The sequence below is a fragment of the Paraburkholderia sp. 40 genome, from assembly GCF_050434105.1.
Lineage (GTDB): Bacteria > Pseudomonadota > Gammaproteobacteria > Burkholderiales > Burkholderiaceae > Paraburkholderia > Paraburkholderia tuberum.
This window is the reverse complement of the sequence record NZ_JBNPVY010000004.1, coordinates 2,346,828-2,368,255: the sequence shown is the minus strand read 5'-3', so window position 1 is coordinate 2,368,255 and position 21,428 is coordinate 2,346,828. Positions and strand designations below refer to the sequence as shown.

Below are 21,428 nucleotides of genomic sequence, written 5' to 3'. Positions count from 1 at the left end.
GACGCGCTACAGCAAACCGTGTTGTTGCAGCTTCTTGCGCAGCGTATTGCGGTTGATGCCGAGATACTCGGCGGCCAGCGACTGGTTGCCGCCGGCCTGCTCGAGCACCACTTCGAGCAAGGGTTTTTCCACGCATGAAATGACCATGTCGTAGACGTCGTGCGGATTGGAGCCGTCGAGATCCTGGAAATACACGTCCAGGCTGTCGCGGACAGATTGTTCGATGTTGTTCTTGCTCATGCTGCTAGTCGGTCGGAGTTGTCCTCGCTCTCGCTGTCGAGCCCGGGGTTGCCGGGCGCTTCGTCGACGTAGACGAGGCGGTCTGAGATCGCCTTTTGCGCGTCAAAGAACTCGTTGACGGCGAGGAGTTGTTCGCGCGTGGTGTCCAGCGTATTCATGCGATGCCGGAACAGGTTGGCGCCGGAAAGGCCGCGAGTGTACCAGCCGATGTGCTTGCGCGCAGTGCGGACACCGGTAAATTCCCCGTAAAAAGCGTAGTGATCTTCGAGATGTTCGTTCATCACCTGCTGGATTTCGTCGATTCGCGGCGGCGGCAGCAACTCGCCCGTTTGCAGGAAATGCTCGATCTCGCGGAACAGCCACGGACGCCCCTGCGCGGCGCGCCCGATCATGATCGCGTCCGCGCCGGTCGCGGCGAGCACCTCGCGCGCTTTTTGCGGCGACGTGATGTCGCCGTTCGCGACGACCGGAATGCGCACCGCCGCCTTTACCGCGGCGATGGTTTCGTACTCGGCGTCGCCGTGGTACAGGTCCGCGCGCGTGCGGCCGTGCACGGTCAGCATCGAAATGCCCGCTGCTTGCGCGAGACGCGCGACGTTCAGCGCGTTTTTGTTCTCGCGATTCCAGCCGGTGCGGATTTTCAGCGTGACGGGCACCGCGTCGGGCCCGACGCCGACCGCGTTCACGACGGCCTCGACGATGCGCTGCACGAGCGGTTCGTTTTGCAGCAGCGCCGAGCCGGCCGCGACGTTGCAGACCTTCTTGGCGGGGCAGCCCATGTTGATGTCGATGATCTGCGCGCCGTTCGCGACGTTGTAGCGGGCGGCTTCGGCCATCATCTCCGGGTCCGCGCCGGCGATCTGGACCGCGATCGGCTCGACCTCGCCTTCGTGGTTCGCGCGGCGCATGGTCTTTTCGCTCTTCCACAGCTGCGCGTTCGACGCGACCATTTCCGACACCGCATAGCCCGCGCCGAGCCGTTTGCACAGCTGGCGGAACGGTCGGTCGGTCACGCCGGCCATCGGGGCGACGAACAGGTTGTTACGCAGATTGTGGGGGCCGAGAGTGGGCATGGCGTGAGCGTGCGCCGACGACGGGCCAGGATTTGACAATCGTGACAGCCGGCGCAGCGCGAAATGCGAGGGAAAATCGTTATTTTAGCGTTAACGGGTTGCCGGGACTCGCGAACCGAGTCTCGTAACCCGTTAAATCTTCTATGAAAGTCGCCCGGCTCATAGAACCGCGCAGCGCTTTCACGCGCTTAACGGCGCTGGCCGAACATCATCTGCCGGGCGAGCGCGGTCTTGATCGGCGGCACGAATTCGAGTGCGGTCAGGGCGAGGCCGCGCAGTACCGCGAGCGGCGCGAAGTCGACGGTAAAGAGGCGCGCGAGCGTGTCGGTCGAGCCGATCGTCAGGCGCCGGTCGAGCGCGCGGCGTTGCGCGAAGGTGGCGAGCGCGAGCGGGGTCGGGCCTTCGGCCGACAGCGCGTCGACGAGCGCGTGCGCATCGCGCAAGCCCAGATTGAGGCCCTGGCCGGCTACCGGATGCAACGTCTGCGCCGCATTGCCGATCGCGACGATGTGGCCGTTCACCAGCGTGTCGACCGTGTTGAGACCGAGCGGGAACGACGCGCGACCCTTGATGTGCGTAAAGCGGCCCATGCGGCCGCCGAACGCGGCGTCGAGCTCGCGCAGGAACGCTTCGTCGGAGAGCTGCGCGCGGCGCGCGGCTTCGTCGGGCGCGCAGCACCAGACGAGCGCGTAGTCGGCACCACGCACGCCACCCATCGGCAGTAGCGCGATCGGACCTTGCGACGTGAAGCGCTCCCATGCGACGTGCGGCTGCGGCGCGGACACGGTGACCGTGCCGACCAGCGCGGTCTGCCCGTAGTCGCGCGAGCCGGCGTTGTTTTTACCGATGTTGCGTGCGCCGGCGTATTCGTCCGTGGCGCGGCTCGGATTTTTCGCGTGCTTCTGGTCGCCGAACAGGCCGCCCTCGGCGTTGACCAGAATCCGCGTGCGCAACTGGCGCGCGACGCCCGCGGTTTCGATCGGCAGCGTGACGCCGTCGAGCACCTGAACCGGCGCGCCGGCCGAGGTCGAGCGGAACCAGTGGACCTGCGTCGCATGCACGGCGTCGGCGAGGCCATGCACGATCGAGCCATAGCGCAGAACGTAGCCGAGCGCGGGCAGGCCGTGCTCGCGATGATCGATCAGCGTGCGACCGAAATGACCGCGTTGCGACACGTGGATGCGCTCGATCGCGGTGGCGTCGGCGGGCCAGCGCAGCGGCTCGAGGATCATCCGGCTGCCGTGCGAGACCGCGATCGCGCGCGGATCGGCGATCGAGTCTTCCGGCTCGCGCGCGTCGACGAGCGCGATCTTCAGCTCGCGCGTCACGCTGCGGCGCGCGAGCCAGCCGACGAGCGCGAGGCCGACCGGCCCGGCGCCGACGATCGTCACGTCGAAATCGAACCCCTGCTGGTGGGAGGCGGGCCTCAGGATCACCGCCGAGGGAGATGCGTCGTTCATCGCGGATCAGGTCCTCTGTTGATGCGACGCTTGATGGAGGGCTCGTGCTTCCTGCATCAGCGCCTCGATCTCGTCGGCGGCGACCGGCACGTCGCGCGTGATCAGCTCACAGCCGGTCGGCGTCATGATCGCGTCGTCCTCGATGCGGATGCCGATGTTCCAGTAGCGTTCGGGCACACCCTCGGCCGGGCGGACGTACAAGCCCGGCTCGATCGTCAGCGTCATCGACGCGCGCAGCGTGCGCCACGGCAGCACGCCCGCTTCGTCGCGCGGCGCGCCGCGCTCGCGGTAGTCGCCGCAGTCGTGCACGTCCATGCCGAGCCAGTGGCCGGTGCGGTGCATGTAGAACGGCACGTAGGCGCGCCCGGCGATCACGTCGTCGACCGAGGCGAACTTCGCGCGCGGCACGATGCCGGTGTCGAGCAGCCCCTGCGACAGCACGCGCAGCGCGGCCTGATGCGGATCGTCGAAGCTCGCACCGGCGCGCGTCGCGTCGACGGCGGCCTGCTGCGCTGCCAGCACGATGTCGTACAGCTCGCGCTGCGCCGGCGTGAAACGCCCGCTCGCCGGAAACGTGCGCGTGATGTCGGACGCGTAGCCGTCGAGTTCGCAGGCCGCGTCGATCAGGATCAGGTCGCCGTCGCGCGCGATCGCGTTGCCGGCCGGGTAGTGCAGCACGCACGCGTTCGCGCCAGCCGCGACGATCGACGTATAGGCCGGCGCCTGCGCGCCAAACTTGCGGAACGTGTAGAGCAGTTCGGCCTCGAGTTCGTACTCGCGGATACCGGGCCGGCACACCGCCATCGCGCGACGATGCGCGGCCGCCGAAATCTGTCCGGCGCGGCGCATGATCGCGAGTTCGTGGTCGTCCTTGACGAGCCGCATCTCGTCGAGCAACGGCAGCAGGTCGCGCGCGGCCGTGGGCGCGACGGTGCCGCTGCGGCTTTGCGCGCGCACCGCGTCGAGCCAGCCGCGCACCTGCTCGTCGAAATGCGCCGAGGTGCCGAACGCGTAGTGCAGCGCCGGCTTGTCGGCGATGATGCGCGGCAGCTGCGTGTCGAGTTCGCCGGTCGGGAACGCGGCGTCGAGCCCGAATGCTTCGCGCGCGCCGTCGGGGCCGAAGCGGAAGCCTTCCCATGTCTCGCGCTCGACGCTTTTCTCGCGGCAGAACAGCATCGACGCGGGCGCGCCGGGCGCGGCGCTGGCATCGAGCACCAGCAGCGCTTCGGGCTCGGTGAAGCCGGTCAGATAATAGAAGTAGCTGTCGTGGCGGTACGGGTAGTCAGTGTCGCGATTGCGCAGCGCTTCCGGCGCGGTCGGGACGATGGCGACGCCGCCGCCCGCGGCGCGCAGCGCGGCGAGAACGCGCTCGCGGCGCGTGCGGTAGACGTCGATGGCGATGGTGGGTTCGGTCGGCTGGTTCATCGTGCGATTGTAGCGCCGCGATTCTCCTGGCCCCATTCTCCGCGCGCGACATTGACTCGCTTTGTGCGGCTCCGGACGGCGCGGCGGCCGCCGTCATGTTGCAATCCGTCCACAGCGGCTCGGCGGGCAGTTCGCGAAGATCGCGCCAGCACGCTCGCGGAAGCCTTAGACCACTTATACTTTCGCCGGATTCAGAAAAAGGCAGAAGGTCATGATGAAACTCATCGGTTCGTTCGGCAGCCCGTTCGTGCGCAAAGCACGCATCGTGCTCGCCGATAAGAAGATCGACTACGAACTGGTGCCCGAGAACGTCTGGGCGCCGGATACCCGGATTCACACCTTCAATCCGCTCGGCAAGGTGCCGTGCCTCGTGATGGAAGACGGCGAGGCCGTGTTCGATTCACGCGTGATCTGCGAGTACGTCGATACGCTGTCGCCGGTCGGCAAGCTGATTCCGCCGTCGGGGCGCGAGCGCGTCGCAGTGCGCTGCTGGGAAGCGCTCGCCGACGGCATGCTCGACGCGGCCGTGCTGATCCGTCTCGAAGGCACGCAGCGCGCGCCCGAGCAGCGCGTGGACGCGTGGCTCGCGCGGCAGCAGCGCAAGATCGACGAAGCGCTGATCGCGATGTCCCAAGGGCTCGGCAGCAAGCCGTGGTGCGCGAGCAATCACTACACGCTGGCCGACATCGCGGTGGGCTGCGCGCTCGGCTATCTGGACTTCCGTATGCCGGACCTGAACTGGCGCGAATCGCATCCGAATCTGGACAAGCACTTCCAGAAGCTGTCGCTGCGGCAGTCGTTCATCGATACGGTGCCGAAGGATTGATGAAGCTCGAACGAGCTTGAAAAAAATGCGCCTGCATGTCAGGCGCATTTTTTTTGCGGGTGTCGTGCCTTTGACGTCGGCGTTACCGCTTGCCGTTGCGTCGCCGCGCGAGCCCCGGTCCGAACGCGAAACCGAACGCGAGCAGCAGCGCCGACACCGCGAGCACCGTGTTGTTGCCGCTCGTCACGTAAGGCGTGTTGCCTGAGGTGCCTTGCACGCTCACGTCGAGCGAACCGACCGTGTAGGGCGTCAGGCGCCCGATCACGCGGCCGTTCGCGTCGATCGCGGCGGTCATGCCGGTGTTGGTTGCGCGCAGCATCGGCCGGCCGGTTTCGAGCGAGCGCATGCGCGCGATCTGCAGATGCTGGTCGAGCGCGATCGTGTCGCCGAACCACGCGAGATTGGTCGAGTTGATCAGCACGCCGGCGGGCGTCGCATTCTCGCGCAGCGTGCGCGCGATCTCCTCGCCGAAGATGTCCTCGTAGCAGATGTTCACCGCGACCGGCTGGTTATGCACCATGAACGGTTTTTGTACCGGCGGGCCGCGGAAGAAATCGCCGAGCGGAATGTTCATCAGGTTCACGAACCAGCGGAAGCCCCACGGCACGAATTCGCCGAACGGTACCAGATGGTGCTTGTCGTAGCGATAAATCTCGTGCGAGCCGGGCGTGACGCCGAACAGGCTGTTGGTGTAGTCGACCACCCGGCCGTCCGGCGTGATCGTGCCGCCGATCGCGCCGAACAGCAGCGCGCTGCCGGTCGAATCCGTGAACTGGCGGATCGCGGCCGCGAAGTTCGGCGGAAGCTGCTGCGCGAGCACGGGGATCGCGGTTTCCGGCGTGACGATCAGATCGGCCGGCTTCGACGTGATCATCTGCTGATACTCGTCGACCGCCGCGCGCAAGCCGGCTTCCTCGAACTTCATCTCCTGCTTCACGTTGCCTTGCAACAGCCGCACCGACAGCGCCGCGTTGGCGGGCGTGGTCCACTGCACGAGCGGCAGCAGCAGGCCGATCACGAGCAGCGCGAGCGCGACGCCAGCAGGCACGACGATGGGGGCGACGCGCGTGCCGCGGCCCCGCGCGGCGCGACCGCCGGCGTCATCAGCGGCGCTGGCGTTCGGCTCGAGCGATTCATTCGCACACCCGGAGCGCCATGACGGCAGCAGCGCCAGCAACGCCTGCACGATCAACGCGGCCGTCAGCGCAACCATCCAACCGACGCCATATACGCCGACCACCGGCGCAAACCCCGCCAACGGGCCGTCGACCTGCGCATAACCGGTGGCGAGCCACGGAAAGCCGGTGAACACCGTGCCGCGCAGCCATTCGCCGATCGCCCACGCGCTTGCAAAGGCGAGCGCGCCGTGCCAGGTCGGCGAGAATGGCGCGCGCTCGTCGGCCGCGCCGTTGCGCGCATGGCCCGCGCAGAACGACCACACCCCCGCGGCGAGCGCCGGATAGACCGCGAGATACAGCGAGAACAGCACGAGCGCCGTGCCGGCGAGCGGCGCCGGCATGCCGCCGTAGTAGTGCATGCTCACATACAGCCACCAGACCCCGCTCACGAAGTTGCCGAAGCCGAACGCGCCGCCCGTCAGCGCGGCGCTTTTCCAGCCGGTGCTGCGCGTGAGCCACGCGAAGAAGAACACGAAGATCGCGAGTTGCAGCCAGCCGCCATGCGGCGTCGGCGCGAACGACAGCGTATTGGCCGCGCCCGCGGCCAGTGCGACGAGGTAGTGCCAGCGCGGCAGCGCGCGGCTGCGCGTGCCGTCTTCGGTGGGAGCGGGGGCGGGGGCGCTCACGCCGCGGTGCGAACGGGAAGTGATCGGGTCGGCCATTGTTGCGCGGTCGGCGTCGGTAGTTGAAAGGGCAACGCAGTAGGCAAACGAGTTGGCAAATGCGCCAGCAATGAAAGCGCGCGGGCGCTCAGGCCGTGCATCGGCCCGAGCCGCCGGCTCAGGTCTGCGCGTGCTGTGACTCGCGCTCGCGCTCGCCCGCGAGCGGGTCGCGGCGCACCAGCAGCATGTGGATCTGGCGGGCGTCGCCGCGCAGGATCTCGAAGATCAGGTCGTCGAGGCGGACTTTCTCGCCCCGATGCGGCACCCGGCCGAAGTGATGCGTGACCAGCCCGCCGATCGTGTCGACTTCGTCGTCCGAATAATGCGTGCCGAAGGTGTCGTTGAACTGCTCGATCTCGGTCAGCGCGCGCACGCGGAAGCGTCCGTCCGGCGAAGCGATGATGTTGCCGCTCTCCTCGTCGAAATCGTATTCGTCCTCGATGTCGCCGACGATCTGCTCCAGTACGTCTTCGATCGTGATCAGGCCCGCGACGCCGCCGTACTCGTCGACGACCACCGCGAGGTGGTTGCGGTTCACGCGAAAGTCGTGCAGCAGCACGTTCAGCCGCTTCGACTCGGGGATGAACACGGCAGGGCGCAGCATGCCGCGCACGTCGAACTCTTCTTCGGCGTAGTAGCGCAGCAGATCTTTCGCGAGCAGCACGCCGATGATGTTGTCGCGATTGCCCTCGTAGACCGGATAGCGCGAATGCGCCTTGTCCAGCACGTAGGGGATGAATTCAGCGGGATTGTCCGCGATATTGATCGCGTCCATCTGCGCGCGCGGCACCATGATGTCGCGTGCGCTCAGTTCCGACACCTGGAACACGCCTTCGATCATCGACAGCGAGTCGGCGTCGATCAGGTTGCGTTCGTGCGCGTCCTGCAGAATTTCCAGAAGTTCGGCGCGCGAGTCGGGCTCGGGCGAGATGAAGTCGGTCAGGCGCTCGAGCAGCGTGCGCTTTTCCTGCGGTTTGTCGAGTTGACGTCCGGTATGGCGTCGACTGGGATACGTGTCGTTCATGGTAGTGCGCCCGGCGAGACTGGGCGCGCTGTTGCAGTGCGTTAAGGATACACCAGGCGCATGGCGGAACCGTGTCCCGCCGGGCCCGGCGATGAGCGAAGCCAGGGTGAAACGGCCCCGCCGCGACGGCGGAGTGTGGAATCATCCTAACCGATTACGCGGGCAAAAGCGCTCGCTGGCAAAAAAGTCGCGGGTGGGGTTTTCGCCGAGATGCCGCGGTCACCCGGCCGGCTTGCAGCGCGCGAGCAGCGCTTCGAGCGCGCGGTCCGGCATGCCGCTTTCGCGCAGCGCGTGCACGGTGCGGCTCACGTAATCGAAGGTCGTGCCGTAGCGGCCGCTCGCGCAGCCCAGCACGGTCTGGATGATGTCGTCGCGCAACTTGCCGGTGTAGCTCGGCACGTCGCGGCGCATCACGAATGCGAGCGCGTCGACGCGCCGGCCGTCCGCGAGCACGCACGGCAGCCACGCGGGACGGTACGAGCCCATCGGCATTTCGCGGCGCCACAGTGCTTCGAGATGCGGCCTCGAGCCATCGGCCGCAAGCCGGAAGGCCATGCCGGTGCACGAGCCGCCGCGATCGAGCGCGAGCACGAGGCCGGGCTGCTCTGGCGTGCCGCGATTGACTCGCGACCACAGATAGAGGCCGCGGTGATAGCCGTGCACCTTCGAGCGCATCGCCTCGACGGCCGGCAGGCCCGGGTTCCAGATCAGCGAGCCATAGCCGAACAGCCACAGATCGCTTTGACGGTCCCAGCCGCGCAACGTGGATTCGAGCGACGCGCGCAGTTCATCGTCCGTCAGGAGCCGCGAGTCGCCGAGCACCGGCGGGTAGTCCGGACAGCGCACGGGGATATCGGCTTCGGGGGACGGAGTGCTCACGGTGGGTTCGGGCGGGCTGGCGTCGAGGAGGGGCGGAACGCCTATTGGTAAGGGTCCGGAAAGCCGAGCTTGCCGAGGATTTCGGTTTCGATCGCCTCCATTTCCTCGGCTTCTTCTTCGACCTCGTGGTCGTAGCCCTGTGCATGCAGCGTGCCGTGCACGAGCAGGTGCGCGTAATGCGCGGCGAGCGGCTTGCCCTGCTCGGCGGCTTCCTTCTCGACCACCGGGCAGCACAGAATCAGATCGCCCGTGACCGGATCATCTTCCGATTCGGCATAGGCGAAGGTCAGCACGTTGGTCGCGTAATCCTTGCCGCGATAGGTGCGATTCAGCGTGCGGCCTTCTTCGGCGTCGACGAACCGAACCGTCAGTTCGCCGTCCGCGAACAGCGCCGCCTTGATCCAGCCGGCCACCGTCGCGCGCGGCAGCAGCGCCTTGTGTTCCGGCCAGGCTTTGGCGGCGGGGAATTGCAGGCTCAACGTCAGTTTCGGGGTGCGGCTCATGCGGTTTCTATGCGTGGCATTCCTGGCTCAGTCGTTTTTTTTTTGCGGCGAGGCGACGCGGGCCTCGCGCTGCGAAGCGCATCGCTTTAGCGCGGATCGACCGCGGCCGGCGACTTCTGCGCATGCGCATCGTACGCCTCCACAATTCGCGCGACCAGCGGATGCCGCACCACGTCCGCGCTCGTGAAACGCGTGAGCGCGATGCCGCGCACGTTCGCGAGCACCTGCTGCGCTTCGATCAGCCCGCTCTTCTGGCCGCGAGGCAGGTCGACCTGGGTCGTGTCGCCGGTGACGACCGCCTTCGAGCCGAAGCCGATTCTCGTGAGGAACATCTTCATCTGCTCGGGCGTGGTGTTCTGCGCCTCGTCGAGGATGATGAACGCGTGATTCAGCGTGCGGCCGCGCATGTATGCGAGCGGCGCGATTTCGATCATCTGCCGCTCGAACATCTTCGCGGTTTTGTCGAAGCCGAGCAGGTCGTACAGCGCGTCGTAGAGCGGGCGCAGATACGGATCGACTTTCTGCGCGAGATCGCCCGGCAAAAAGCCGAGCCGCTCGCCCGCCTCGACGGCCGGGCGCGTCAGCACGATACGCTTGACCTGGTCGCGCTCGAGCGCGTCGACCGCGCAGGCCACCGCGAGATAGGTCTTGCCGGTGCCGGCGGGGCCGACGCCGAACGTGACGTCGTGCGACACGATCTGCTTCAGGTACTCGCGCTGCGCCGGCGTGCGGCCGCGCAGATCCGCGCGTCGCGTGTACAGCTTCGGGCCGTATTCCTCGAAGTCGTCCTCGCTCGCAGTGGCGTCGGCGGGCTGGTCGAACGGGTGGTCGGGATTGCCGGCGAAGTGCGCGTCGACGGTGTCGCCATTGCCATTGCCGTTGCCATTCGAACGATGACGCACCGGATTACGCGCTTCGACGAGCGCGAGCTGGATGTCGTCGACCGACAAAGGCTCGCGCGCGTTGTTGTAGAAGTTTTCGAGCGCGGTGAGCGCGAGTTTCGCGCCGCGCCCGCGGATCGCGATGCGGTGGCCGCGGCGCTGCAGGGTCACGTCGAGGGCCTGCTCGATCTGCCGCAGATTTTCGTCGAGCGGTCCGCAGAGGTTGGCGAGCCGCGCATTATCTTCGCGCGGTGCGGTGAATTCCAGAGGCTGCTGAGTGGTCTTCAAGGCGGTGAGTCGATCCTGTCGGTTGCGGTACTCAGAATGTCGTTCAATGCGTCGTCGCGGCGCTGTCGTCGTGAACCATCACGAGTTCACCACGCAGCGAGTGCGGATACGCGTGCACGATCTTCACGTCGACCATCCGACCGATCAGCCGTGCATGCGACGCGACCGGCGCCGGGAAATTGACGACGCGGTTGTTCTCGGTGCGGCCCGCGAGCTCGTTTGGGTCCTTGCGCGCAGGGCGCTCGACCAGAATGCGTTCGACCTTGCCGACCATCGCGTCGCTGATGCGCCGCACGTTCTCTTCGATCGTGGCCTGCAGATGTTGCAGGCGCTTGAGCTTAACCTCGCGCGGCGTGTCGTCGTGCAGGTTCGCGGCCGGTGTACCGGGACGCGGGCTGTAGATGAACGAGAAGCTCGTGTCGTACTTCATCTCTTCGACGAGCGTCATCATCTTCGCGAAGTCTTCCTCGGTCTCGCCGGGGAATCCGACGATCATGTCCGTCGACAGCGACAGGTCCGGGCGAATCGCGCGCAGCTTGCGGATCACCGACTTGTACTCGAGCACGGTGTAGCCGCGCTTCATCGCCATCAGGATGCGGTCGGAGCCGTGCTGCACCGGCAGATGCAGGTGGCTGACGAGCTTCGGCACCTTCGCGTAGGTGTCGATCAGGCGCTGCGTGAACTCCTTCGGATGCGACGTCGTGTAGCGGATCCGTTCGATGCCGGGGATGTCCGCGACGTATTCGATCAGCGTCGCGAAGTCGGCGATCTCGGTCGAACCCACGGTCAGCGCGCCGCCGAATTTTCCACGATAAGCGTTCACGTTCTGGCCGAGCAGCGTGACTTCGCGCACGCCCTGGTCGGCGAGGCCGGCGATTTCGGTCAGCACGTCGTCGAGCGGACGCGACACTTCCTCGCCGCGCGTGTACGGCACGACGCAGTAGCTGCAGTACTTGCTGCAGCCTTCCATGATCGACACGAACGCGCTCGGACCTTCGACGCGCGCCGGCGGCAGGTAATCGAATTTCTCGATTTCGGGAAACGAAATGTCGACCTGCGCGCGGCCGCTCGCGCGGCGTTCGTCGATCATCTGCGGCAGGCGGTGCAGCGTTTGCGGACCGAACACGATATCGACGTACGGCGCGCGCGCGACGATCGATGCGCCTTCCTGACTCGCGACGCAGCCACCCACGCCAATGATCAGATTCGGATTCGCGTCCTTCAGCTCGCGTACGCGGCCGAGGTCGGAGAAGACTTTTTCCTGCGCTTTTTCGCGCACCGAGCAGGTATTGAACAGGATCACGTCGGCGTCTTCCGGCGTGTCGGTCTTGACGAGCCCTTCAGCGGCACCGAGCACGTCGACCATCTTGTCGGAGTCGTACTCGTTCATCTGGCAGCCAAAGGTCTTTACATAAACTTTCTTGGTCATCGAATTTCGCCGGTCTCAGTGGTTAACCTGGGGGCGTCGTAAAAAGGTGAAGGAGGCCGCGGCGCGGGGCAGCGCGGCGCGTGATGGCCGGCTTGCGCGTGTCTTTGCAGCGTAACTGCATATTATAGCCCTTCACGCAACGGGGGTTTCGGCGCTCATTGGCCGGTCCGGCGGCAGTCCCAGCAGGCTTTCCAGTTCATCCGACACCTGCGCGAAGCGCTCGGCGAGGAAATCGAGCAGCACGCGCACGCGCGGCGCCATGAAGCGATTGCGGTGATACAGCGCGTGCAGCGGCGCATCGGGGTAGCGCCATTCCGGCAGCAGGATCTTCAGGCGGCCGGCGCGCAGGTCCGCTTCCACGTCCCACATCGATTTGATCGCGATACCGTAGCCGCGCAGCGCCCATTCGCGCGCGACCGCGCCGTCGTTGGTTTCGCGCGCCGCTTCGAACGGCACGCTGTAGTGCTGCACCTCGTCACCGCGCGTGAAGCGCCATTCGCTGGCCGGCCCCGATGCGGTGCCGAGCACGATGCAGTCGAAATTGGCGAGGTCGAGCGGGTCCTTCGGCTCGCCGCGACGCCCGACGTATTCCGGTGATGCGCACAGCACCCGCCGGTTCGGCGCGAGCCGGCGCGCGACCAGCGAGCTGTCCTGTGGCACGCCGAAGCGGATCGCCAGATCGATGTCCTCCTGCACGAGATTGGCCAGCGCATCCGACAGCGTCAACGCGAACGTCACGTCCGGGTACAGCGCGTTGAATTCGTCGAGCCAGTGCATCAGCAGGTTGCGGCCGAAGTCCGAGGTCGCCGACACCCGCACCTTGCCGCGCACGACGCCCTGGCCCGCTTGCAGCGCGGCTTCGGCGTCGTCCAGCGATTGCAGCGCCTGGCGGCAGCAGTTCAGGTAGAGGCGGCCTTCGTCGGTGAGCCGTAGCTGCCGCGTGGTGCGCTCGAACAGGCGCGCTTTGAGCCTCGCTTCCAGTTTCGCGAGCCGCGCGCTCGCCGCGGCGGGTGTCAGGCCCATCTTGCGGCCCGCCTTCGACAGGCTGCCTTGCTGCGCCGCTTCGACGAAGAGGCGGATGTCACCGAGGTTATCCATCGCTGGCTTTCAAGCAGAATTTGAAAATGCTTCAAACGCTACGCCAATTATCAAATTTGCGTCGCGCCGCGACAATGCAGCCGTCGACACCTCCGCTGCTGTCCTTCGTCATGCAACTCGATCACGCGACCATCGTCACCGCCGACCTCGATTCCGCCCGACGTTTCTTCGTCGACATCGTCGGGCTCATCGAAGGCGCGCGCCCGCCGTTTTCCGTCGACGGCTACTGGCTGAACGCAAGCGGCCGCCCGGTAGTGCATCTGATCGCCGCGCCGGCTTCCGGCGCGGCGGGCCGCGTCATGCCGCGCATCGATCACAACGCCTTTCGGCTCGATAGCGCCGGCGAATGGCAAGCGTTGCTCGAGCGGCTCGACGCGCACGACATCGGCTATCAAACCGCGCAGGTGCCGGCGAGCGCCGTGCAACCGGAGCAGCAGCAGCTGTTCGTCGCGCTCGCGCCGGGCGTCGTCATCGAATTCGTGACGGCGGCGCGCCAGCTCTTTCAACCCAAACCCTGATCCCGCCTCATTCCCGGAGCGGAAAAATGCCCATTCCATTACTCGCGCTCGCGATTAGCGCATTCGCCATCGGTACGACCGAATTCGTCATCATGGGCCTGTTGCCCGAAGTGGCGCGCGATCTGGCCGTGTCGATCCCGTCCGCGGGCCTGCTCGTCAGCGGCTATGCGCTCGGCGTCGCGGTCGGCGCGCCACTGCTCGCGGTAGTCACGAGCAGGATGTCGCGCAAGTTCGCGCTGCTGCTGCTGATGGGCGTGTTCATCGTCGGCAATGTGTTGTGCGCGGTGGCGCCGGGCTATTCGGTGCTGATGATCGCGCGCGTCGTGACCTCGTTCGCGCACGGCTCGTTCTTCGGCATCGGCGCGGTGGTCGCGGCCTCGCTCGTGCCGGCCGAAAAGCGCGCGAGCGCGATCGCGCTGATGTTCACGGGCCTAACGCTCGCGAACGTGCTCGGCGTGCCGTTCGGCACCCTCATCGGCCAGCAGTTCGGCTGGCGCGCGGCGTTCTGGATCGTCAGCGGCTTCGGCGTGCTGTCGCTCGCGGGCATCGGCGCGCTGGTGCCGAACCGCCACGACACCGGCCCCGCCGGCCTCGCCCACGAAGTGCGCGTGCTGCAAGACCCGCAAGTGTGGAGTGCCCTCGCGATGACGGTGCTCGGCTTCGGAGGCGTGTTCGTCGTGTTCACCTATATCGCGCCGATCCTCGAGCAGGTGAGCGGTTTTTCGCCGCGCGGCGTGACGCGTGATCCTCGTGCTGTTCGGCGTGGGCCTGACGGTCGGCAACATGGTCGGCGGCAAGCTTGCGGACCGCGCGCTGATGCCGTCGCTGATGGGCATTCTCGCCGCGCTCGCGGTCGTGATGGCGATCTTCGCGCGCACCAGCCATTCGCAAGCGGCTGCCGCGATCACGGTGTTCGTGTGGGGCATCGCGGCGTTCGCGACGGTGCCGCCGTTGCAGATGCGCGTGGTCGAGAAGGCCGCCGCCGCGCCGAATCTCGCGTCGACACTGAACATCGGTGCGTTCAACGTCGGCAATGCGGCGGGTGCGTGGCTCGGCGGTCTCGTGATCAATCACGGTCACGCGCTCGATACCTTGCCGTGGGTTGCCGCCGCGGTCAGCGTGGCCGCGCTGCTGCTGACGTGGTTCGCGGCGCGCATGGATGCGCCCGCGCGCGCGCTCGCGCAAAGCGCGTGAGTCGTCAGTTGCTTGCCTCCGCAATGCTGATAACAGTGTGAAGATAACTTCGTTGGGTGCGGCGAAAGCCGATGCTATCTTGCTTCCACTTACTGCTCTTGTGCCGCCTGGCGGCGCTCTGGAGGCCAATATGCATTCCCCGCTCGCGCTGGTCCGCGATCCGTCTGCCGATGCCGACACCGACGCGGCGCCGCGCTCCGCCGAACCCTTCGATGCGCTCGAACAGCTGGTCGGCGTGAATCTGGCGCGGCTGCGCGCCGAACGGCAGCTTTCGCTCGATGCGCTGGCGCGCGCGTCAGGCGTATCGCGCGCCATGCTCGCGCAGATCGAATCGGCGCGCAGCGTGCCGTCGATCAAGGTGCTGTGCAAGGTGGCGGCGGCACTGAAGGTGTCGGTGGCGGCGTTCCTGCGGCGTCACGCGACCAATGGCTTCGAGCATCTGCCGGCCGAGCGCTCGGCCCGCGTGGTCAGCGCGAACGGTCGCTACTCTGTGCGGCCGCTGTGTCCCGACGACGAGTCGATCGCCGCCGAGTTTCACGAACTGCGGATCGCCCCGCTACATACCGAAGCGGGCGTGCGCCGCGCGCCTGGCACGACGGTGAATCTGGTGGTCAGCGACGGTACGCTCGAAGTCAGCGTGCACGACCAGCGTCAACTGCTCGCGACCGGCGACGCGATCGTGTTCGACGCCGACCAGCCGCACAGCCTGCGCAATCCCGGCGACACCGAGGCGCGCGCGTTTCGCGTGACGCTGCGGGCTGAGACGCCGCCGCGCTGGGAAGTGCCGGCCGCGGGCGGCGCACGCGACGAAGCCGCACGCGAAGGTGTGCCGGGTTGAGAATCGACGGCGTCCGAGGTTCAAGCGCGGGTCAGGGCGTCGATGCAGGTCCAATGCAGTGAGTAGGATCTTTGTTCGTCGCGCTGCAGCGCTCGCGCGACTGTTGTATGCTTCGCCCGCCGGTCGAACCGGCAATCAGTGCGTCTTCAGGGCGGGGTGAAATTCCCCACCGGCGGTGGGCCGGCAGCGCGACAGCGCGAGCCGGCAAGCCCGCGAGCGCCCGCATCGCTTGGCCTTCGGAATAGCGGAGACAGGAGCGGGGTCAGCAGATCTGGTCAGAAGCCAGAGCCGACGGTCATAGTCCGGATGGAAGAAGATGTGCAGATGGTCATGTGCGTTCCGCGACGCCGCCTGTAGCCGGGTGGCGTATCAGCGTCCGCTTTCGCGCGGCGCCTGGGCGGCGCGTGTCAGTCTGTTTGCAATGCCCTGAAACGTCTCTCGCCCAACTTTTGCGATGAGCGTTTCAACCATGTCCTTTGCTACTTTTCCCGCTCCGTCGACGATTGCAGACGATGCCTTCGCCGATCTCCCGCTGCTTGCCACCGAAGCCGTTCCGCCGCGTATCGCCGCCGCCTTGCAGGCGCTGCGCGAGGGCCGCGCCGTGGTGCTGCAGGACGACCACGACCGCGAGAACGAAGCCGATCTGATCGTCGCGGCCGAGCGCCTGTCGGTCGAAACGATGGCGCTGCTGATCCGGGAATGCAGCGGCATCGTCTGCCTGTGCCTGCCCGACGACAAGATCCGCGCGCTCGAACTGCCGCCGATGGCCGTCAACAACGAAAGCCGTCACGGCACCGCGTTCACGGTGTCGATCGAAGCGCGCGAAGGCGTCAGCACCGGCGTGTCCGCGCAGGATCGCGTGACCACGATCCGCGCCGCGGTCGCCGATACGGCCAAACCCGCCGACATCGTGCGCCCCGGCCACGTGTTCCCGCTGCGCGCGATGCCGGGCGGCGTGCTGGCGCGGCGCGGCCACACCGAAGGTACCGTCGATCTGGCGATTCTCGCGGGCCTGAAGCCGGCCGGCGTGCTGTGCGAACTGATGAACGCCGACGGCACGATGACGCGCGGCGCGGACGTCGAGCGCTTCGCCGCGCAACATGATCTGCCGATGCTGACGATCGCCGAGTTGGTCGAGTTTCGCGAGTCGCTCGCGCAGGTGCGCGAGGGCGCGATGGCCGAGGCTTGACGGGCAATCCATCGAGCGGCACGCGACGCCATGACGCAAAAAAGCCGGTTCGTCTTCCGAAGAACCGGCTTTTTTATCGGCGTTGCGCAAAACCGCTACGACTGCACGTCGCCGAATTCGCCGCGCACGCCCGCCTCGATGAGCGCCGGCAGTTCATCCATATGCTTGATGATTCGCGTGATACCCATCGCGCGCAGCGCATCCGCGTAGCCGTCCGGAATATGGCTCGCGCCGACGAACGCGATCGTCTTCATGCCGGCCGCGCGCGCCGCGTTCAAACCCGCGACGCTGTCCTCGACGACGAGGCAACGCGCCGGCACGACGCCAAGCGTCGTGGCCGCGAACAGATAGACGTCCGGATACGGCTTCGGCCGCGCGACCTGCTCGGCGCTGAACACGCGCTCGCCGAAAATCTGCTGCAGACCCGCGCGCCGTACCGATGCGGCGACGCGCGACATACGGCTGTTCGACACGACCGCAGCCGGCAGCGTCACGCGTTGCAGCGCGTCGCGCACGCCGTGGATCGGACCGAGCGACGCGGCGAGCGCGAGCTCGACATGGTGCTCGATCGTGTCGAGGAAGTTCACAGGCAGCGTGATGTCGAACCGCGTTTCGAGGCCGGCGAGAAAGCGCGAGGTTTGCTGGCCGAACGCGGTTTTGACGACGGGGGCGAAATCGATGCCGCGGAAGGTGGCCGTCAGCGTGTCGAACATCACGCGATCGGCGATGACTTCACTGTCGACGAGCACGCCGTCGCAGTCACAGATGAGGTGGTCGATCATGCCTGAAAAACGGTAAGCGCAAAGCGCGCGGGCGGCGGGTTGCGTGCCCGCGACCTTACGGCGTATCGGCCCAGGCCTTCGCCGCGCGGATCGCGCGCTGCCAGCCATCGAGGCAGGTCCTGACCTCCGCATGCGGTAGCGCCGGCGTGAAGCGGTGCTCGAGCTTCCACTGGCTTTTCAACTCGTCGATGTCCTTCCAGTAGCCCACCGCAAGACCGGCCAGATAGGCGGCGCCGAGTGCGGTGGTCTCGGACACCTGGGGGCGCACCGTGTCGACGCCGAGGATGTCGGCCTGGAACTGCATCAGCAGATTGTTCGCGCAGGCGCCGCCATCCACGCGCAACTCGCCGATGCGAATGCCCGAGTCGGCTTCCATCGCCTTCAGCACGTCGAGCGATTGATAGGCGATCGAATCGAGCGCCGCGCGCGCGATATGCGCGGAGGTCGTGCCGCGCGTGACGCCGAACAGCGTGCCGCGCGCATGCGCGTTCCAGTGCGGCGCGCCGAGGCCGGCGAACGCGGGCACGAGATACACGCCGTCGCAATGCGGCACGCCGCGCGCGAGCGTTTCGATTTCCGCCGCGTTCCTGATGATGCCGAGGCCGTCGCGCAGCCACTGCACCACGGCGCCGCCGATGAAGATGCTGCCTTCGAGCGCGTAGTCGATACGCTCGCCGATCTGCCAGGCGATCGTCGTGACGAGATTGTTGTTCGATTCGATCGGTTTGGCGCCCGTGTTCATCACGAGGAAGCAGCCGGTACCGTAGGTGTTCTTGACCATGCCGGACTCGGTGCACATCTGGCCGAATAGCGCGGCGTGCTGATCACCGGCGATGCCCGCGAGTGGAATCTTCGACGCGAACACGGTGGTCACCGTCGGCCCGTACACCTCCGACGACGGCCGCACTTCCGGCAGCATGCTGCGGGGAATGTCGAGCGCGGCGAGCAGTTCGTCGTCCCACTTCAGGGTGTGGATGTTGAACAGCATCGTGCGCGACGCGTTGGTCACGTCGGTGACGTGCAGCGCGCCCTTCGTGAAATTCCACATCAGCCAGCTATCGACGGTGCCGAACGCGAGCCGGCCCTGACGCGCTTTTTCGCGCGCGCCTTCGACGTTGTCGAGAATCCAGCGGATTTTGGTCGCCGAGAAATACGAGTCGATCGGCAAGCCGGTCTTCGCGCGCACGCTCGCTTCGAGACCCTGCGCTTTCAGGTCGTCGCAGAAATCGGCGGTGCGGCGGTCCTGCCAGACGATCGCGTTGTAGATCGGGTGGCCGGTTTCGCGATCCCACACGATCGTGGTTTCGCGCTGGTTCGTGATGCCGATCGCCGCGATCGACGTGCCGTTCATGCCGGCTCGCGTGACCGCTTCGGCGGCGACGCCGGCCTGCGTCGACCAGATTTCCTGCGGATCGTGCTCGACCCAGCCCGGGTGCGGGTAGATCTGCTGGAATTCCTTTTGTGCGGTCGACACGACGTTGCCGCGCCGGTCGAACAGCATCGCGCGCGAGCTGGTGGTGCCTTGGTCAAGCGCGAGAACGTACTGATCCAGCATTGTCTCTTCTCCATGCATGTTACGGATCGCCGGATTGCTGGCCGGCGATGCGAGCGGCGTGTTGTTGTGAGCGGGCCGCCATAGTGTGAGGGCGCGTGCCGGTGTCGTCCAGCCGAAGCTGCGGTGGGGCCGGCCCGGGACGCGCGGATGGTGTGCGCCGTTTCTACGGGCTCGCGCCGTTTGCTTCACCCGGCATTGGCGCCGCGTTGTGTTTGCCGCCGCTTTTGTCGGGGAATGCCAGTTTGCCCGGCGGGGCCGCCTACGCGCTCTGCCGGGCCGGTTCGCGCGCGAACCACGCGTCGATATCGCGCGTAACCTCATCGAGCGTGCCCGGCTCGACGTGCAGGCCGAGCTTCGAGCGCCGCCACAGCACGTCCTGCGCGGTGCGCGCCCATTCGGTATCGCGCAGATAAACCAGCTCGGCTTCGTGCAGTCCCGGCGCGAACTCGCGACCGAGCTCGGCGCGCGAGCGCGCGAGGCCGATCACGCGATTCGCGCGCGTGCCATACGCGCGCGCGAGCCGATGCGCGAGCGACGCCGGCAGCCACGCATGCTCGCGCGAGAACTCACCGAGGAAGCGATTGAAGTTCGCCTGTGCGATGTCGCCGCCCGGCAGCGGCGCGTCGACGGTCCACGCGGACCCGCAGTGGCGCAGCGCGTCGGTGAGCGTATCGACGGCCTGCTCGGCGAGCTTGCGAAACGTCGTGATCTTGCCGCCGAACACCGACAGCAGCGGCGCCTGTTCCGCGGGCGCGTCGAGTTCGAGCGAGTAGTCGCGCGTGACCGCCGACGGATTGTCCGCGTTCTCGTCCTCCAACAGCGGGCGTACGCCCGAATAGCTCCAGCGCACGTCGGCCGGCGAGATCTTCTGCCTGAAGTAGCGGTTGATCGAATCGCACAGATACTGCGTTTCGTTGGCGTCGATCGCGACTTGCGACGGGTCGCCGCGATATTCGAGGTCGGTGGTGCCGATCAGCGTGTAGTCGTGCTCGTAGGGAATCGCGAAGATGATCCGCTTATCGGCGTTCTGGAAGATGTACGCGTGGTCGTGCTCGAACAGGCGCCGCGTGACGATGTGGCTACCCTTGACGAGCCGCACGCTATGCGCCGATGGCCGGCCGAGCGCGCCCTTCAGCAGCTCGCCGACCCACGGGCCCGCCGCGTTCGCGATCGCGGCGGCGCGCACGTCGAGCGTCGTGCCGTCCGCGCGTTGCAGTTGCGCGCGCCACTCGCCGCCGGCGCGCTCTGCGTTGACCAGCTTCGTGCGCGTGAGGATCGTCGCGCCGCGCTCGTGCGCGTCGAGCGCGTTCAGGACGACGAGGCGCGCGTCGTTGACCCAGCCGTCCGAATAAACGAAGCCGCGCTTGATCGTTTCGACAAGCGGCGCGCCGGCCGGATGCCGGCTCATCACGATGCCGCGCGAGCCCGGCAGCAGCTCACGTTTGGCCAGATGGTCGTACAGGAACAGACCCGCGCGGATCAGCCAGGCGGGGCGCAGATCCGGCATATGCGGCATCACGAAGCGCAGCGGCCAGATGATGTGCGGCGCCGCGCGCAGCAGCGTCTCGCGCTCCTGCAGCGCCTTGCGCACGAGCCCGAACTCGCGGTACTCGAGGTAGCGCAGGCCGCCGTGGATCAGCTTGGTACTCGCCGACGAGGTGTGCGCGGCCAGATCGTCCTGCTCGCACAGCAGCACCGCCAGGCCGCGGCCGGCCGCGTCGCGGGCGATGCCGGCGCCGTTGATCCCGCCACCGACGACGAGCAAATCGTATTTCGTGCCTTGCGTCACCTGGTGAGCCTCTGCATCGAATCTGGAAGTAAGTTGGAAAGCCAATTGAACGAATCATGTTCGTTTTCGAACTCTAATGAACATATTCGAAAAAGTAAAGTTCGCTTCGACCCGAGCGAGCCTGGGTCGGATGGCACGGAGTGGCGCAACGCGCGACCGCGGACGATACTCTCGGTAGCAGCCATTTCGAGGTGATGTATGCGTGGACTTTTGATGATCGGCGCGGCGGCGCTGCTGGCGGGATGCGTGAGTACGCCGAGTCTGGAAGGGACGAGGGGCGCAACGTCGTTCGAGGCGTTGCAGAAGATGTGCTCGCCGCAAACCGTCGACTACGGCAGCGACGCGCAGATCGTCTATGAGACGTTCTTCGATGCCTATGTGGCGAACCGGCGCGGCCGGCTGTCGAACGACGACTTCTGCGCGTTCCAGGCATCGATCGCGCAGCGCCATGCGAGCGAGGCGACGAGCAGCGATCCGAAGGTGCGCAACCAGTGGGTCGAGTTCTTCAACGAGCAGCGCGCAAGGGCGATCAGCTGGCGTGCGAGTGCCGATCCGACCTTGCGTAGCGGGTAAGCAGCAGCGGGTTGACCGGCGCAC

19 protein-coding genes, 1 pseudogene and 1 riboswitch are annotated in these 21,428 nt (G+C 66.7%); of the genes and pseudogenes, 6 read left to right on the top strand and 14 right to left on the bottom strand.

What is annotated here, in order from left to right; all coding sequences use genetic code 11:
• Positions 1 to 6: 6 nt before the first annotated feature.
• From OKW28_RS32695 to OKW28_RS32680, 4 genes are all read right to left on the bottom strand, one after another.
• A complete protein-coding gene (locus OKW28_RS32695; protein WP_008919619.1) occupies positions 7 to 240 on the bottom strand; it encodes a Fis family transcriptional regulator in 234 nt (77 codons plus the stop codon).
• Positions 237 to 1,313 (bottom strand): tRNA dihydrouridine synthase DusB, encoded by a 1,077-nt coding sequence (gene dusB / locus OKW28_RS32690; protein WP_018421772.1) that lies wholly within the window; start codon positions 1,311 to 1,313, stop codon positions 237 to 239. The genes OKW28_RS32695 and dusB overlap by 4 nt, the downstream gene beginning before the upstream one ends.
• 188 nt (positions 1,314 to 1,501) lie before the next feature.
• Entirely contained in the window at positions 1,502 to 2,773 is a 1,272-nt protein-coding gene (locus OKW28_RS32685; protein WP_429451673.1) for a UbiH/UbiF/VisC/COQ6 family ubiquinone biosynthesis hydroxylase, read from the bottom strand.
• A gap of 6 nt (positions 2,774 to 2,779) precedes the next feature.
• Complete coding sequence (locus OKW28_RS32680; RefSeq protein ID WP_429451671.1) at positions 2,780 to 4,198, bottom strand: aminopeptidase P N-terminal domain-containing protein; 1,419 nt, start codon at positions 4,196 to 4,198, stop codon at positions 2,780 to 2,782.
• Positions 4,199 to 4,409: 211 nt separating this feature from the next.
• Here OKW28_RS32680 and OKW28_RS32675 point away from each other — a divergent pair, with 211 nt between their 5' ends.
• On the top strand, positions 4,410 to 5,024 hold the full coding sequence (locus OKW28_RS32675; RefSeq protein WP_429451669.1) for a glutathione S-transferase C-terminal domain-containing protein: 615 nt from the start codon (positions 4,410 to 4,412) through the stop codon (positions 5,022 to 5,024).
• A gap of 82 nt (positions 5,025 to 5,106) precedes the next feature.
• Here OKW28_RS32675 and lnt read toward each other — a convergent pair whose 3' ends face one another.
• The 7 genes from lnt to OKW28_RS32640 all read right to left on the bottom strand — a co-directional run bounded on the left by lnt (position 5,107) and on the right by OKW28_RS32640 (position 12,966).
• On the bottom strand, positions 5,107 to 6,864 hold the full coding sequence (lnt, locus tag OKW28_RS32670; protein ID WP_429451667.1) for an apolipoprotein N-acyltransferase: 1,758 nt from the start codon (positions 6,862 to 6,864) through the stop codon (positions 5,107 to 5,109).
• 118 nt (positions 6,865 to 6,982) lie between these two features.
• Positions 6,983 to 7,888, bottom strand: a complete 906-nt coding sequence (locus OKW28_RS32665; protein ID WP_090801803.1) for an HlyC/CorC family transporter — start codon at positions 7,886 to 7,888, stop codon at positions 6,983 to 6,985.
• Positions 7,889 to 8,107: 219 nt separating this feature from the next.
• Positions 8,108 to 8,767, bottom strand: a complete 660-nt coding sequence (locus OKW28_RS32660; protein WP_429451665.1) for a gamma-glutamylcyclotransferase — start codon at positions 8,765 to 8,767, stop codon at positions 8,108 to 8,110.
• A gap of 41 nt (positions 8,768 to 8,808) precedes the next feature.
• Positions 8,809 to 9,270, bottom strand: a complete 462-nt coding sequence (ybeY, locus tag OKW28_RS32655; RefSeq protein WP_018421765.1) for an rRNA maturation RNase YbeY — start codon at positions 9,268 to 9,270, stop codon at positions 8,809 to 8,811.
• Positions 9,271 to 9,356: 86 nt separating this feature from the next.
• On the bottom strand, positions 9,357 to 10,439 hold the full coding sequence (locus tag OKW28_RS32650) for a PhoH family protein (RefSeq protein ID WP_429451663.1): 1,083 nt from the start codon (positions 10,437 to 10,439) through the stop codon (positions 9,357 to 9,359).
• Between the two features lie 43 nt (positions 10,440 to 10,482).
• On the bottom strand, positions 10,483 to 11,868 hold the full coding sequence (miaB, locus tag OKW28_RS32645) for a tRNA (N6-isopentenyl adenosine(37)-C2)-methylthiotransferase MiaB (RefSeq protein WP_429451661.1): 1,386 nt from the start codon (positions 11,866 to 11,868) through the stop codon (positions 10,483 to 10,485).
• Between the two features lie 132 nt (positions 11,869 to 12,000).
• Complete coding sequence (locus tag OKW28_RS32640; RefSeq protein ID WP_429451660.1) at positions 12,001 to 12,966, bottom strand: LysR family transcriptional regulator; 966 nt, start codon at positions 12,964 to 12,966, stop codon at positions 12,001 to 12,003.
• Between the two features lie 110 nt (positions 12,967 to 13,076).
• Between OKW28_RS32640 and OKW28_RS32635 the strand changes: the two genes are divergently transcribed.
• From OKW28_RS32635 to ribB, 4 genes and pseudogenes are all read left to right on the top strand, one after another.
• Complete coding sequence (locus OKW28_RS32635) at positions 13,077 to 13,484, top strand: VOC family protein (protein ID WP_429451659.1); 408 nt, start codon at positions 13,077 to 13,079, stop codon at positions 13,482 to 13,484.
• Positions 13,485 to 13,510: 26 nt separating this feature from the next.
• Positions 13,511 to 14,678: pseudogene (locus OKW28_RS32630) on the top strand (MFS transporter).
• Positions 14,679 to 14,808: 130 nt separating this feature from the next.
• Positions 14,809 to 15,516 carry a helix-turn-helix domain-containing protein gene (locus tag OKW28_RS32625; protein WP_429451657.1) on the top strand — a complete coding sequence of 236 codons (708 nt, stop codon included), beginning with the start codon at positions 14,809 to 14,811 and terminating at the stop codon, positions 15,514 to 15,516.
• Between the two features lie 138 nt (positions 15,517 to 15,654).
• Positions 15,655 to 15,838: riboswitch (FMN riboswitch) on the top strand.
• A 147-nt stretch (positions 15,839 to 15,985) separates the two neighbouring features.
• Positions 15,986 to 16,705, top strand: coding sequence for a 3,4-dihydroxy-2-butanone-4-phosphate synthase (gene ribB, locus OKW28_RS32620; RefSeq protein ID WP_429451655.1), 720 nt, complete (start codon positions 15,986 to 15,988; stop codon positions 16,703 to 16,705).
• A 95-nt stretch (positions 16,706 to 16,800) separates the two neighbouring features.
• Here ribB and OKW28_RS32615 read toward each other — a convergent pair whose 3' ends face one another.
• From OKW28_RS32615 to glpD, 3 genes are all read right to left on the bottom strand, one after another.
• Positions 16,801 to 17,487 (bottom strand): HAD family hydrolase, encoded by a 687-nt coding sequence (locus OKW28_RS32615; protein ID WP_429451653.1) that lies wholly within the window; start codon positions 17,485 to 17,487, stop codon positions 16,801 to 16,803.
• 55 nt (positions 17,488 to 17,542) lie between these two features.
• The gene (glpK, locus tag OKW28_RS32610) at positions 17,543 to 19,042 is read right to left on the bottom strand and encodes a glycerol kinase GlpK (RefSeq protein WP_184022960.1); all 1,500 of its coding nucleotides are present in this window, start codon (positions 19,040 to 19,042) and stop codon (positions 17,543 to 17,545) included.
• Between the two features lie 259 nt (positions 19,043 to 19,301).
• Complete coding sequence (glpD, locus tag OKW28_RS32605) at positions 19,302 to 20,831, bottom strand: glycerol-3-phosphate dehydrogenase (RefSeq protein WP_429451651.1); 1,530 nt, start codon at positions 20,829 to 20,831, stop codon at positions 19,302 to 19,304.
• A 198-nt stretch (positions 20,832 to 21,029) separates the two neighbouring features.
• On the opposite strand from glpD, the gene OKW28_RS32600 reads away from it, so the two are divergent.
• Positions 21,030 to 21,404: a hypothetical protein gene (locus OKW28_RS32600; RefSeq protein ID WP_429451650.1), complete on the top strand. Its 375-nt coding sequence runs from the start codon at positions 21,030 to 21,032 to the stop codon at positions 21,402 to 21,404.
• Positions 21,405 to 21,428 lie beyond the last annotated feature (24 nt).

Coding starts and splice junctions, on each gene's coding strand:
- miaB (WP_429451661.1), bottom strand. CDS start 11,868: ATGACCAAGAAAGTTTATGTAAAGACCTTTGGCTGCCAGATGAACGAG.
- OKW28_RS32615 (WP_429451653.1), bottom strand. CDS start 17,487: ATGATCGACCACCTCATCTGTGACTGCGACGGCGTGCTCGTCGACAGT.
- ribB (WP_429451655.1), top strand. CDS start 15,986: ATGTCCTTTGCTACTTTTCCCGCTCCGTCGACGATTGCAGACGATGCC.
- OKW28_RS32640 (WP_429451660.1), bottom strand. CDS start 12,966: ATGGATAACCTCGGTGACATCCGCCTCTTCGTCGAAGCGGCGCAGCAA.
- OKW28_RS32695 (WP_008919619.1), bottom strand. CDS start 240: ATGAGCAAGAACAACATCGAACAATCTGTCCGCGACAGCCTGGACGTG.
- lnt (WP_429451667.1), bottom strand. CDS start 6,864: ATGGCCGACCCGATCACTTCCCGTTCGCACCGCGGCGTGAGCGCCCCC.
- OKW28_RS32625 (WP_429451657.1), top strand. CDS start 14,809: ATGCATTCCCCGCTCGCGCTGGTCCGCGATCCGTCTGCCGATGCCGAC.
- OKW28_RS32685 (WP_429451673.1), bottom strand. CDS start 2,773: ATGAACGACGCATCTCCCTCGGCGGTGATCCTGAGGCCCGCCTCCCAC.
- ybeY (WP_018421765.1), bottom strand. CDS start 9,270: ATGAGCCGCACCCCGAAACTGACGTTGAGCCTGCAATTCCCCGCCGCC.
- OKW28_RS32665 (WP_090801803.1), bottom strand. CDS start 7,888: ATGAACGACACGTATCCCAGTCGACGCCATACCGGACGTCAACTCGAC.
- OKW28_RS32600 (WP_429451650.1), top strand. CDS start 21,030: ATGCGTGGACTTTTGATGATCGGCGCGGCGGCGCTGCTGGCGGGATGC.
- dusB (WP_018421772.1), bottom strand. CDS start 1,313: ATGCCCACTCTCGGCCCCCACAATCTGCGTAACAACCTGTTCGTCGCC.
- OKW28_RS32635 (WP_429451659.1), top strand. CDS start 13,077: ATGCAACTCGATCACGCGACCATCGTCACCGCCGACCTCGATTCCGCC.
- OKW28_RS32680 (WP_429451671.1), bottom strand. CDS start 4,198: ATGAACCAGCCGACCGAACCCACCATCGCCATCGACGTCTACCGCACG.
- OKW28_RS32675 (WP_429451669.1), top strand. CDS start 4,410: ATGATGAAACTCATCGGTTCGTTCGGCAGCCCGTTCGTGCGCAAAGCA.
- glpK (WP_184022960.1), bottom strand. CDS start 19,042: ATGCTGGATCAGTACGTTCTCGCGCTTGACCAAGGCACCACCAGCTCG.